Consider the following 12,623-nt stretch of genomic DNA (forward strand, 5'->3'; position numbering starts at 1 on the left):
TTTCTATTTGATGATTTTTACTTTGGAACGATCGCGCAGGGTCTCAAACCCTTTGACCACCAAGCGGTCATTGGCTTTCAAGCCCGAGGTAATTTCAACCCGGTCCTGATTTTCGTAGCCAAGCGTTACTTGTTTTTGTTCTGCCGTTCCCTTAACCACGATGAATACGGATTTGCCCCGTTGGTTCGACAAAATCACATCTTTAGGAATGACAATGACGCTATCTTTTCGATCCAGAATAATTTCGGCCTGAACAAACATCCCGGGGCGTAATTTCAACGCTTCATTCTGAACTTCCAGGTTGCCTTTAAAAGTCCGTGTTTCAGTACTGATAGCCGGCGATAGTGCTCCAACTTTTCCCTGCAAAGTATCTTCAGGAAGCGTGTAATTCATCACCCGAATCACTTGATTCTTATCGACCTCATTGATGTATTTCTCCGGAAGATTAACCTCCAGGTTCAAGGTTTCATAGCTCATCAAAGTGGCCACTTCTGCATTGCTGGCTACTTTTGTTCCCTCAGTAAAGTAGGGTAACTCGGTAATTACCCCGGTAAATGGAGCACGTACCTTCATCTTCTCCAACTGAATCTGAGCCAGCTTATAGCTATCGCGTGCGTTTACCGCCGACACTTCTGCATTACTCAGTTCACTTTGAGTCACTCCCCCCTTGTCAAACAACGATTTTTGCTTGGTGTACTGTTGCTCCGAAATATCCAGATTCAGCTTTTTGGCTTCCAAACCGATATTATTTACATACTCTTCATCCTCCAACTGCACAATTACTTGTCCTTGTTTTACCTTATCGCCAAGCATAAACGGCTTCCCAGTCGCCGGATTCACTTCCAGTGCATACCTGCCACTCATTTCAGTCAATAGGCTGGCTTCTTTTATTGCGGTTACTGTTCCGGTCGTATTGATGGTTTGTTCAATGAAACCAGGCTTAAGGTCTTCCACAGAAACCGGAATGGCAACTTCTGTTTCTGAATCGGCATTTTGATTGTTACAAGCTCCTAAGCCCAACAAGGCAAGGATCGTAATCAAGTGGTAAATTTTGATCTTCATGGGACTACGTTTATTGGTGGATGAATGCTAGTTTTTTCTTTTTTGAATAATTTCTTCAGGCACAATTCCCTGTTTGGATTCAAAATCGTACAAGGTTTGAATCTTCAGGTTAAGCAGTTCGATCTTATAATTGATCAACGACTCGGCATAGGCCATTTTCTTTTCAGAGAGCTGATTCTGATACAGGTTCAGATCCATACTGGTTAAATCGCCATTGGCGTATCGCTCCAGGTTGATTTCATAGGTTAACTGTGCATTTTTCTCGTTCTGACGCGCAATGTCGATTTGATTTTCGAGGTTGAGCAATGACCGGTATACTTTCCGGATGTCCAGCACAATTTGAATTTCCTGTTGCTCGGCGTTTAACTCCTGTGTTTTTATAACGGCTTCCTGTGCCTTAATCCGGGACTTTTTCTCACCCCAATCAAAAAGTGGCACATTGAACGAAACTGATACTTTGGGATTATTCGTAGGACTGTCGTAAATATCGCCCAGCTTACGGTCATCCCCAATGATCCCAATCGACAAGTCCATCTCACCCCGAAATTCATTCGAAGCTTTGGTCCGAATCAACCCAAATTGCGATGTTTCAATATCAATCTCACGTTGACGAATCTCCATACGCGAACCCAAGCCATAGTCAATGGCTTTTTGCAGGTCAACCTCCACAGGATTAGCCTCTACATTCGACATGACAGCAAAATCCTCGAAGATGTCCATCCCGATGTATTGCTTGAATTGATCCTTGTAGTTTTCGAGTAACACCCTTTGGTTTTGAACGTTCGACTTAGCCGTGGCATAGTTGAGCTCGGCTTGGTACAGCTCTTCCCGGGCTGCCAGTCCCGCCTCCACTTTGTTCTTGGTTATATCAAAACTCTTCTCGGTATTGGCTAACTCATCCTCGGTAATGCTCAAACTCATTTGTGCCAGGTAAACATCGTAAAAATACTGGGTTACCAGTTTCTCCAGATTGAGTTTCTGCATCGCATAACTCAGGTTTGAGTTTTCAAGATCCAGCTCTAACTCTTTCAGCTCCAAACGCAACTTATTATAGGTAAACAACGGCTGGTTCAAACTCAAATACAGGTTGTTTGAAAATGAACGGTCCTCAATATTGTTGGTGCTACTGGTACTTTTTTGCCATCCAAAACGATTCACCAACTGCACTGTTCCATCGGTTATCAAAATGGGCTGAGAAACCGTGAAAGTTCCCGAAGCTCCAAGCGACTCATTGGTGTACCAATTGGAATAATAATCGTCAAATGCACGTGTACGGCTGTAATCAATCGGATTAAGGCTCAAGGCAAACTGAGACTTCAAACTCGCCCGTTTAGCATTCAACGACTCTTGCGAGCGTTCTAATCCCAACAGCGAGGTTCGAATATCAGGGCTGTTTTGAGATGCTATTTCCAATGCTCTATCCAGGTTTAGCAACTGTTGTCCGAAAGCAAATCCGGCTGGCATGAAAGCAAGCAAGAACAGCAGTTTGATTGTTTTAAATCGTGTCTTCATATATTCGTTTTCAGTTTCAAGTTCTTAATTTCAAGTTTCAGGTTCACTTCTCACCTCCGCTCACCGTTCACAGTTTCAGCTTTCATCCTGGCTCTTCGCTCTCTGCTCTCTGCTATTTGTTCGAACGTTTGAGAAATGGTTTGAATTTGTTCCGGCCATCCATTGATCACCGACCACTTCTTCAATCATCTCCCGACAACTATCGGGCATCAATCAAAAATCACCGTCCATTCTCCCATCTCCGCTCTCCTCTTGGCTCTCTGCCCATTGCACTTCCTACTGCTTCACCAATTTCACAGCATCGGCAACCACCAAGCGCGCTTCCGACTCATTCGTTAGTTCAATACGAGCGGTATCTGAAGAAAAATAATAAGCTCCCAAATGGTTCCAGCCATCTTCAGCCGACTTCAAATCAACCAAAGCGTCTTCTTCTCCATCATCATGATGCACGATGAAATGGTATTCACCGTTCTTATTTCCGCCCCAACGCCCCCGGCGATCTTCTTTGTAGACGTAAGCGTACACATCATAAAAACCGGCCTCAGAAACGGGAACGTTCCAGGTAGCCACTTTATCTCCTACGCCGGATCGCAAGTAATAGGCCGACCGGATGTAGGCGCCATAAAATTCAGAATTCGTTGTCAAAGTCCAGGTACGGGGAGCTCGCCAAGAAGTGAATCCAGCATACTTTTCAGGATTCTGATTCTCCTTAATCAGTAATTCGCGAAGCAAGCTTGTTTCAGCCTCTCCACGGACTTCAAAGCCCGGATCTTCGTTATCCAGAATTAGCTCATTGTCTTCCGCAATCCGAACAGGTATATCCACCACTTGCTCTCCTTCGTACGGAACAGCTTTCTTATCTTCTTCAATGTTTTCCAACGGCATTCTAATTTCCGAAGGAATATTTTTAGAGGCTAGTGTATTGATCGAAAATCCACGAGGACTTTCATTCAACAAGAAGCTCACTTCCTTGCTTTGCTTTCCTTCTAAATGAATCAGTTTAGTAATTGTTTCCGGGGCTCCACCACCTCCAAAACGTCTTCCACCACCTCCCAAGCGAAAGTCAACGGTCAGGATGCCTTCTGTCTCTTCGGTATTACTCACCTTAAACTTCACCATCGTTTTCAACTGGTCGCCATCCAACACATTGACTGCATCGACCGATCCAATTAAAAACGCAGGCAGTTCTTTACTACTAAACCAGCCTTCCATGTACGGAATCAGGTCGATTCCAAATTCTTGTTGAAGGGCGGTATTGAAATCATCAATCGTTGATGCTGAAAACTTGGCATCATTCAGGTAGGCATATAAAAAGTCTTCAAAAGCATCCCCTTCCACTTTTGTTTTAATAATTGAAAACAAGGTCTTTCCTTTCAGTTGAATGACATTGTCAATAATCTGCTTTTGCTCCGGATCTTCCAGTATTTCCTCGAAACTATGCGATAACAAGGCCAAGTTTCCTTTTTCATCTTCGGACATCCCTTGTAAGTTACGCACCCAGCCCATTTGCTGCCCATCGGTTTTCAGTTTTTTGTAAGCTTCAAAAACACGATCGGTAACCGGCCAGCGCTCCGAACGAATGTAGTAGGCATAGTTGTAGAACAATGGAAAGACATAGAACGGGTTCTTCTTTTCCTCAACTTCCACTTCGCCACGCGAACGGTTCACATCGGGGCGCCCTTGCTCCCGAGTAAATGTGGACAGAAAATTCTGAAGGATCCTGATCTTCCGCTCTTCTGGTGTCAGGTTCTGCTCATCTCTGCCTCCCCATCGCCGACGTCGTTCCATTTGACCGTAAAAGTCAGCATCACGCTCCAACAAACCTTTTTCCGGATAAAGAATCATCCCGGGTTGAATTTGCTCACGCGCCCCAGTCAAAATCCGATCATAAGCAGTAAACTGAATCGGCACCTCAACCAGAGAAAGCTGCTCAAAGGGATAATATAAATCAACATTTCGCTCAAAATCCTGCAAGGCCTCAGTGATAATTGATGGAATGGTATCCTGAACATCTTCAAAAAAGGCTGAAAAATAATCGTGTCCTTTTCGGTAATAAATGTTGAAATCCAAGCCATCAATCTCCCGGCTCATCTGCTCATACTCACCAATGGCTAAAGCAATTTGCGATTGCGCATGAGAATTGGTAAAAACAAACCGATTATCCTGCTCTTCCAGCTCTCCTTGCGAAACGGCCCTTAGTCCTTTTGCAGTAATCACTTCCAACCGGTAATCACTAAACTGGCGGGCAGCCCATTGTTTGTTTTTTAATCCAAAGCCAACTCCCGGAATCGGATACCAATTTGCTTCGCGTGTAAGCAATACGTATGAAGGAGTGACAAACGCATAACGCTTATCAATTTGGTAAAGAAAGTTATGATAGGGTTCTGCCAAGGTCTCATCGTCCACATCCAAAAAACAAGCAGCCTCGTTAATTTTGCCTTGGTATTGAAAAGTCAACTGCAATTCACCGCCTGCAGGAACCCTTAAGTTGGTTAGCTTGACTAAGCCCAACTCTCGCTTATAGGTTTGACTCTGCCCGTTAACCAGCACTTGGCTCACCTGCAAGCCCGGATTCAGGCTAAAGATAACTTCATCAATAGCTTCATCGGAATTATTCCAAGCTTCAAGCGTCGTTTTACAAGCGATTGTCTCTCCCAGATGTTCCAACTGAATGTCGTAAGCTGACACCTCCAACTGTTGTGCTTCCAGATAGCGATCATTCAAGCTGATCATCTCTTCCCGCAGCTTCTGATCATCTAAAAAAGAATGAACATGTAAATAACCCAGGTAAAGTCCACCCGTCAAAGCAATGACGCCAACGATCAAAGACCAAAGACGCATTTTGTCGGAATGCGGAAGTCGACGCAACAACAAGATTGTGAAGCAAATGAAGGCTATGCCAAGCAGAAGATACATCCCACGGTGAATCAGGATGGTTTCCTGATTGCCAAAGCCAACAAAGTCAGACATGGTCAGCGGAATGTTATAGGCCATATAATCAAACAGGTAGTAAAACTTGTTTCGCAGGTAAAACAACGAAATGGCAACATAACCCAACAGTACCACAAAGGTAACTGCCTGATTTCGGAGCAATGACATCACTAAAAACGACAGCCCCATGATGAATATCAACGTTGGCACACTGATCACCAGAAAGTAACTGAGGTAAGCCATGGCATTGACACCCGTATTCTTTGTAATGAGGTTAAACAGCAAGGCAATAGCCAATATAATCAGGTTCAACACGATAAAGACCACGAAATTTCCTAAAGTCTTTCCTAAAACATACTCTCCGTTAGTCATCGGACGCATGTAAATGACCTCAGTTGTATCCAGTTTTTTATCTCGTTTCAGGAAATCGGATGCCAGAAAAATGGCAATCACCGCCTGCACCACATTCAAAAACAACAAATTGACATAAGGAATGATGGATGGAAGTCCTTTAATGGACCATTCGCCTGCCCCTCCACTGGATTCAATTAAAACTCCAAAATTGAAAAACGATAGAAACACAATGGCCAGTATGGCAAAAATCCGGAAGAACCAGCTTCTCAATAAAGTTTTGGTTTCGTAGCGGGCAATCGATCGTATGTTATGAATCGAGATCATAAAAAGTTTAGCGTTGTCAGTTTTCTGTTTATCGTTTCTTATTTATTGTTCTGGTCAAGGGCCTCAATTATCACCCTGCTGTCCATTGATTCAGACGGCTTTCCATAAAATAGACATAGGCGTGCTCTAGGTTTGGATCAATCGCATGCCCATTGTATCCATTGATCTCGTCAGCCACAAGCTGAATCTCCCAGCCTTCACTGGTTGGCACATTCGAAATTACTGGATATTTTTCATTGATTTCCTGATATTCTCGCTCGCTGGCATTGATCAGCCATACTTTTCCAACCGCTTGTTCAACCAAATCGTCCGGCGAACCACTGTAAGCCAGTTCTCCCTGGTTAAGCAAAGCCATGCTCTTACATGTGCTTGAAATATCCCCCACGATATGCGTAGACAGAATAATTATCACATCCTTCGTAGAAATAGTGGACAGCAGATTTCGAAACCGAATTCGTTCCTCCGGATCCAAGCCGGTTGTTGGCTCATCCACAATAATAATCTTCGGCTCATTAATCAAGGCTTGAGCAATTCCCAATCGTCGTTTCATCCCACCCGACAAGCGATTTGCCTGCCGATCGCGGGCTTCAAACAAGCCCACCTCTTCCAGCATCCGATCAACTGCATCTGCACGCCTCTTGCCCGACTTTATCCCAGCCAAACGTGCAGCGTAATCCAAAAATTCGTAGGTTTTTAGCTTCGAGAAAAAACGAAAGTCCTGAGGCAGGTAACCCAACATTTTGCGAATCTCTTTCCGATCTTTCTCCAAGTCAAGTCCATTCATCGTTACCTTACCATGACTTGGTTTCATCAAAGTGACCAGGATACGCATCAAGCTTGATTTACCGGCTCCATTGGGACCTAACAAACCAAACATGCCATTTTCGATTTCCAGATGCACGTCATGCAATGCCCGGTTCCCGTTGGGATAAATTTTGCTTAGTTGGTCAATCGTTATTTTCATTCGTTTTTAATTGTTCATTTATGTGGCATCCTCTACCTGCCCAGCTTACCATATCAGAAGAGCAACTTTTACCAGCTTAAACCATCTCGCTATCGGGAAATGCATCATCTTTTTAGGTAGATTTAAAAGACATCAATCTGAATCAAGTTTGCTCTCTGGTCGTAATATGAAGACTCTATTTTATTCAAAACGTTTAATGCTTAGCAAGATAAAATAAGCTTTTCCAAGTTAAATACGTTTACTTTTTTCGATGAAGAGGGCGAAATTCAAGACAAGTACTTTTATTTATTCTACTGCTATTGGTTCCACATCCGATAGTGACTTCTTTCGTCTACACTCAGACTTATCTTTCTTATCGGCGAATAACCATCTAAGTGAGCCCCATTCGTAAGTGTCCCTTCTAACTCCCCAATTTCAGTCTCAAATATTCGGATTTCAGTCTGATTCAAATCAAAGTTTAGTCGATCAATTTTCTGATTGTTAAACTGAATGTGGCTGTTTGAACTTCCTAAAATAGCTAAGTGCCCCAATTTTGGAGTCGTATACTCCGATCGCATATAAAGCCAACTATCGGTTAAGCTGACTACCACAGAATCGGATTCAAAATCAATTAAACTCACCTCACTATTCTGATTTACTCTCAGGTTCTGAATATCGTTCACAACAAGCTCCAAAGGCATCCCCCTTACCTCTCTTTCAGGTTGAGCTAAAAACAGCGTATCATTCTTCACATTCCAAGTCGGCATCACCAAACCACTATCCAGCGAACTATAATTAACTGTCAACTGATTTGAAGCTCCATTTCTGATTTGAAGCTTGACATACTTTTCTGCCACAACCGTTGAAAACTCGCCCAAAGCCTCGTTCTTAGAATGATATTCTTCGGGAGCTATTTCCCACAAGTGCACTTTTCCGGACCAGAAAAGCAAAACGGTACTTCCTACAAGAAACACCACAAAAGACAGGATGATATAATTACTCGTTTTCATTGCAATCGTTATTTTTTATCACATCCAATAGTTCAGACAGATCGTTACTGGTTAATTTTAAAAGTTTTACTTTTCGAATAAGATCGGGTAAGTCCATCTCATAAAACGTTGACTTCTCGCGGCTACGAACAAGTTCAAGCGCTTCATCTGAAACGAAAAATCCTATTCCTCGCTTGTTTTCAAAAATCCCAGCGTCGCTTAAAATGGTATAAGTTCTCATCACCGTATTCCGGTTGACTTCAAAATCAGCTGCCAAATCCCGAATTGAAGGAACCCGATCTCCCGGATTCAACTTCCCCTCCAAAATCTGATGGCACAGGTTATCTGCTATTTGCAGAAAGATTCCTTTCGTCGATTGAAATTCCATTTCAGATTTCTTTTTCCTTAAGTTTCATATAAGCCAATGGAAGAAAAAACAACCAAGTTGAATAGGCCAGCATGTAAAAATAAAGTTGAATGTTAATCAAATCGTCTGTAAGCCTGTATTCTCTGACAAAAATATCGAAACCACTCACCACATCGGGGTAAAAAAGATGAGACAATAACACAAAAAACACAATCAATAAACCAATGGTTATTGCAACAACAATCAAGGTTTTAACCAATGCAAAGCGATTAAAAAATGTAGCACCAGCAAAAGCAATTGAAAAACAAGAAAGACCTGATAATATAACTGCCAGCCGATCTCTAAAACTCGGAAGCTCTTCGAACAAGTTGGCATACGAAAAATCTGGAATTATAGACGGATCATAATTTCGAAGAGGGTTAGGAACCATAGAAGCCTTAGCCAAATGAGCCCCCACCCAAAACAATCCCATGCCGATAAAGGTGACCAGAACAACTCGAATCACAAATTGCACCAGGAACTTTTCAAAAATCGATGCTGGTAGCAAAAAGTAGTTCCCTCTCAACACCGAATTATTCAGCGCAGGGAAAGCTGTTCCTACAAGTACCAAGAGCCCCATAAAATACATGATAAGCACAGGAAAATAGTCCTCGTAACTATTAAATCCAGACCGCCCCATGTACATAAAGAACCAAATGAAGCCATAGGCAATAATCCCCATCCCTAGAATTCCCAACAGATAGAGTCTCTGATTAATCAACAAATCATATTTCAACAAACGGGCAAAACGGTTCAAACTAAAAAAACGGTTCAATTTCATCTGTATAAATTTTAATTTCCTGATCATTTAAAAATTCAAATTTGACAGACAGAACCGCTCCATCCGTCGCTCTCACATAAAATTTGTTCATTCTTGTTTTTGTAATTTTTGAATGAAAAATTTCATGTTCGTTTCATAACTCCAGTTTTAAATGGCTTCCTTCACCAAAGCGTTAAATAATAATTCCAAATCAACCTCCGATTCTTGTCGATCGGCAGCAAGCATAACCTTAAATCCACTCGGGCATCTTTCATAATAGAGTGGAGACTCAATAACAGCAAGCGAGTCGACGGCTAAGAATTTCCACTGCTGACTAATTTCATCCATATTTTTGTCTAAAATGATTTTTCCTTCATCAAGCACCAACACTTTCTCTATGATGGTTTCCACATCTTTTACCTGATGGGTCGAAATCAACACTAGCTGCTCATCGGTCACAGATCGAATCAAGACCTTTCGAAAAAGACTTTTGGATGGAATATCCAACCCATTGGTGGGCTCATCTAAAATCAGTAGCTTACAGTTGGTAGACAAAGCAAAAGCAATCAAAAACTTTTTGCGCTGCCCATGTGAGAGTTTATTGATATTTCGCTGAGACGCAAGTTCAAAATCCTTTAATATTTGCGCCATCTTTTCATAATCAAAATCAGGATAGAGTGGTGCCGTCGCTTTCACATAACAAGAGATTGTTACCGGCGGAAGGATGAACTCTTCGGGAACAAAATAAATACTCTCTAAAAATGAGGGATTCCGTTCAAAAGGCTCATAACCATTTATCTTCAATTGTCCCCCTTTGGGTGCCAACAGGCCAGCAATCAATTTGAGCAAAGTCGTTTTCCCTGCTCCATTCTTTCCCAAAAGCCCAGCAATGCTTCCGTTTTCTTGCCGAAATGAAAAGCTGGAAAATAATTCCTGTTGCCTTTTATAGCGAAAGCTCATTTCTTGAATTGAAATCATGATTAAGAATATTAGTGTCCTATCAAACTAGGACACAAATTAAATTCTTTTTTCAATCCCTTCCAAGCCTCACTCAAGTTTCATTCTGTTTACCCTCGATTACACAAAAACCAACCACCTATCAATCACATATATATGGTAAAATATTTTCCAAGAAAAAAGTAAAACATGCTTCTAAAACATAGTTTTACTTTTCACAAAACAAAGCTTCAAGAAGGCCTATATTCGTCTGTGAACCCTTTTCCACACATTCCAATAACCTCCACATTCATTGTAAAATTTTTGCTTCGCCCCATTCACTCTTGAAGCCCAGCAACTCAGCGTTCCACTGACAATAATTATTTTTGGCACGATATTGTTTTTTACCATAACTTACAGAAGTAATTCAACTCAAAATACAAGCGATGGAAAAATTATTTACTGATGAATTTTGGGAAACATTAATAGGAAGTATTACTAAGTGGCTGGTTACAGAACTTCCTGCCATACTCTTTCTCATCATCCTCCTAGTCATAGCCTTACGCACCAGTTCTTTCATGATTAGAAAACTTAAAAACGTGCTGGCAAAACGCACCGTTAACCAAACTGATGAACCCAACCTGGAAGTAGAAAAACGACTGAATACCCTTATGGGGATTGTGAAAAAAGGGGTTGCCATTTTCATCTGGACAATCTTCATCATGATTTTCCTAAAGAAAATAAACATCGACATTGCTCCCCTAATTGCCGGTGCCGGGATTGTTGGTTTGGCAGTTGGTTTCGGTGCCCAGGAACTGGTTCGGGATTTTATCACCGGCTTTTTCATTTTGCTCGAAAATCAAATCCGAACAGGCGATGTAGCCATTATCAATGGAACCAGTGGACTGGTTGAAAAAATAGAGCTACGTACCATTACCTTGCGCGACTTATCGGGGACTGTTCATGTCTTTCAGAATGGAAAAATCAATACCGTTTCCAACATGACCAAAGGGTGGTCGGCCATTGTCTTCGACATTGGCGTTGCCTACAAAGAAAACCTGGATCGTGTAATGGAGATTATGAGTGAAGTTGCAGAAGACCTTCGCCAAGATCAAAAGTTTAAATCGCTCATTTTGGAGCCTATGGAAATTTTTGGCTTGGATAGTTTTGGAGATAGTGCTCTTGTGGTTAAAGGACGGATTAAAACCAAGCCAATCCAACAATGGGTTGTTGGGCGCGAATACCGAAAACGTTTAAAAGAAGCTTTTGACAAACACAAGATTGAGATTCCATTTCCACACCGGACGATTTATTGGGGTGAAGAAATTGATCCATTGAAACTAACGCTGAGACAGGCCGAAAAACAAGCCAAAGGACAAAGCGAACAGACGAAATAAACAAGTTTGCTTACAGAATTTAGAAAGCAATATTGTTACATGAAGATTCGAAAAGCTGACCAGGAACATGGTCAGCTTTTTCTTTTGCTGTTTTCTGACAAGAATCGGCACGTTACTCCTTGCCACTAAATTCAAATTCCTGCTCTGATTCGACTGGCTTCTTTCGAATGATTTCAATCAAAAATATCCACGGAAGTGGTTTTCTATTGAACATCGACCAATAGAATCGTGATTGTCCCTGCTGGTAAGGACCTGTTATTTTTTGTAATTTCGAAGAAATGCAAAAGACCAACACAATGAATCAAACAAAAACAGCCATTATCACCGGAGCGAGTCAAGGAATTGGAAAAAACTGTGCTTTAGGGCTAGCAAGAATGGGTTACCATTGCATTTTGATGGCTCGCAACCAAGAGAAGCTGGAAGAAGTTGCAGAAATCATCAAACAAAATGGAGGGGAATCGTCCTTATTTGCCGTCGACCTCACCCAAGAAGAAGAATTGGTCAGCTGTTTACAAACAATCAAGAAATACTACGGCAATATTCAAGTCTTGGTCAACAATGCCGGGATGTACACCGGCGGAACATTGCAAATCACCAGCCATGCTTTCAGGCAACAACTGGAACTAAACCTGACTGCCGGCTTTATCCTTCTTCAAGAGCTTGTTCCCGTGATGAAAGCTCAAAAAAGTGGCTCCATTTTCAACATTGTTTCTCGATCAGGGAAGGTTGGCTTTGCACAAAGTGGTGCTTACTCGGCCTCTAAATTTGGCTTGCTTGGCTTAAGCGAATCGCTGTACCGCGAATTGGCTGAATATGGCATAGCAGTAACTGCAATTTGCCCTGCATGGGTAGCCACCGAAATGGCTTCAGTAGCCGGTTCTCCTCATCAGAATGATGAAATGATTCAACCCGAAGACATTTTCAAAACCATTGCTTATCTGCTTTCACTTGCTCCCAATACACGTATCAAAGAAATTGTTATCGAAGCTCGGAAAAGCATTCGTTAGCA

At 42.0% G+C, this 12,623-nt stretch carries 10 protein-coding genes; 2 read left to right on the top strand and 8 right to left on the bottom strand.

The window, feature by feature from the left end; genetic code table 11:
- Positions 1 to 3: 3 nt before the first annotated feature.
- The 8 genes from BM156_RS00065 to BM156_RS00100 all read right to left on the bottom strand — a co-directional run bounded on the left by BM156_RS00065 (position 4) and on the right by BM156_RS00100 (position 10,259).
- Positions 4 to 1,062 (bottom strand): efflux RND transporter periplasmic adaptor subunit, encoded by a 1,059-nt coding sequence (locus BM156_RS00065; RefSeq protein ID WP_093917780.1) that lies wholly within the window; start codon positions 1,060 to 1,062, stop codon positions 4 to 6.
- A gap of 27 nt (positions 1,063 to 1,089) precedes the next feature.
- Positions 1,090 to 2,574: a TolC family protein gene (locus BM156_RS00070; protein ID WP_093917781.1), complete on the bottom strand. Its 1,485-nt coding sequence runs from the start codon at positions 2,572 to 2,574 to the stop codon at positions 1,090 to 1,092.
- Between the two features lie 276 nt (positions 2,575 to 2,850).
- Positions 2,851 to 6,183: a golvesin C-terminal-like domain-containing protein gene (locus tag BM156_RS00075; protein WP_093917782.1), complete on the bottom strand. Its 3,333-nt coding sequence runs from the start codon at positions 6,181 to 6,183 to the stop codon at positions 2,851 to 2,853.
- Positions 6,184 to 6,253: 70 nt separating this feature from the next.
- Entirely contained in the window at positions 6,254 to 7,147 is an 894-nt protein-coding gene (locus tag BM156_RS00080) for an ABC transporter ATP-binding protein (RefSeq protein WP_093917783.1), read from the bottom strand.
- A 296-nt stretch (positions 7,148 to 7,443) separates the two neighbouring features.
- Positions 7,444 to 8,136 carry a hypothetical protein gene (locus tag BM156_RS00085; RefSeq protein ID WP_093917784.1) on the bottom strand — a complete coding sequence of 231 codons (693 nt, stop codon included), beginning with the start codon at positions 8,134 to 8,136 and terminating at the stop codon, positions 7,444 to 7,446.
- Complete coding sequence (locus BM156_RS00090) at positions 8,123 to 8,503, bottom strand: GntR family transcriptional regulator (RefSeq protein WP_093917785.1); 381 nt, start codon at positions 8,501 to 8,503, stop codon at positions 8,123 to 8,125. The genes BM156_RS00085 and BM156_RS00090 overlap by 14 nt, the downstream gene beginning before the upstream one ends.
- 1 nt (position 8,504) lies before the next feature.
- Positions 8,505 to 9,302, bottom strand: coding sequence for a hypothetical protein (locus BM156_RS00095; protein ID WP_093917786.1), 798 nt, complete (start codon positions 9,300 to 9,302; stop codon positions 8,505 to 8,507).
- A gap of 147 nt (positions 9,303 to 9,449) precedes the next feature.
- Positions 9,450 to 10,259, bottom strand: a complete 810-nt coding sequence (locus BM156_RS00100; protein WP_093917787.1) for an ABC transporter ATP-binding protein — start codon at positions 10,257 to 10,259, stop codon at positions 9,450 to 9,452.
- Between the two features lie 404 nt (positions 10,260 to 10,663).
- Between BM156_RS00100 and BM156_RS00105 the strand changes: the two genes are divergently transcribed.
- Complete coding sequence (locus BM156_RS00105) at positions 10,664 to 11,614, top strand: mechanosensitive ion channel family protein (protein WP_093917788.1); 951 nt, start codon at positions 10,664 to 10,666, stop codon at positions 11,612 to 11,614.
- Between the two features lie 296 nt (positions 11,615 to 11,910).
- Entirely contained in the window at positions 11,911 to 12,621 is a 711-nt protein-coding gene (locus BM156_RS00110; protein WP_170846807.1) for an SDR family oxidoreductase, read from the top strand.
- The last annotated feature ends 2 nt before the right edge of the window (positions 12,622 to 12,623 follow it).

It is taken from the genome of Sunxiuqinia elliptica (assembly GCF_900113005.1).
Lineage (GTDB): Bacteria > Bacteroidota > Bacteroidia > Bacteroidales > Prolixibacteraceae > Sunxiuqinia > Sunxiuqinia elliptica.

Excerpts from the sequence above, each read along its gene's own strand:
- BM156_RS00100 (WP_093917787.1), bottom strand. The coding sequence starts at position 10,259 with ATGATTTCAATTCAAGAAATGAGCTTTCGCTATAAAAGGCAACAGGAA.
- BM156_RS00070 (WP_093917781.1), bottom strand. The coding sequence starts at position 2,574 with ATGAAGACACGATTTAAAACAATCAAACTGCTGTTCTTGCTTGCTTTC.
- BM156_RS00095 (WP_093917786.1), bottom strand. The coding sequence starts at position 9,302 with ATGAAATTGAACCGTTTTTTTAGTTTGAACCGTTTTGCCCGTTTGTTG.
- BM156_RS00065 (WP_093917780.1), bottom strand. The coding sequence starts at position 1,062 with ATGAAGATCAAAATTTACCACTTGATTACGATCCTTGCCTTGTTGGGC.
- BM156_RS00085 (WP_093917784.1), bottom strand. The coding sequence starts at position 8,136 with ATGAAAACGAGTAATTATATCATCCTGTCTTTTGTGGTGTTTCTTGTA.
- BM156_RS00105 (WP_093917788.1), top strand. The coding sequence starts at position 10,664 with ATGGAAAAATTATTTACTGATGAATTTTGGGAAACATTAATAGGAAGT.
- BM156_RS00090 (WP_093917785.1), bottom strand. The coding sequence starts at position 8,503 with ATGGAATTTCAATCGACGAAAGGAATCTTTCTGCAAATAGCAGATAAC.
- BM156_RS00075 (WP_093917782.1), bottom strand. The coding sequence starts at position 6,183 with ATGATCTCGATTCATAACATACGATCGATTGCCCGCTACGAAACCAAA.
- BM156_RS00080 (WP_093917783.1), bottom strand. The coding sequence starts at position 7,147 with ATGAAAATAACGATTGACCAACTAAGCAAAATTTATCCCAACGGGAAC.
- BM156_RS00110 (WP_170846807.1), top strand. The coding sequence starts at position 11,911 with ATGAATCAAACAAAAACAGCCATTATCACCGGAGCGAGTCAAGGAATT.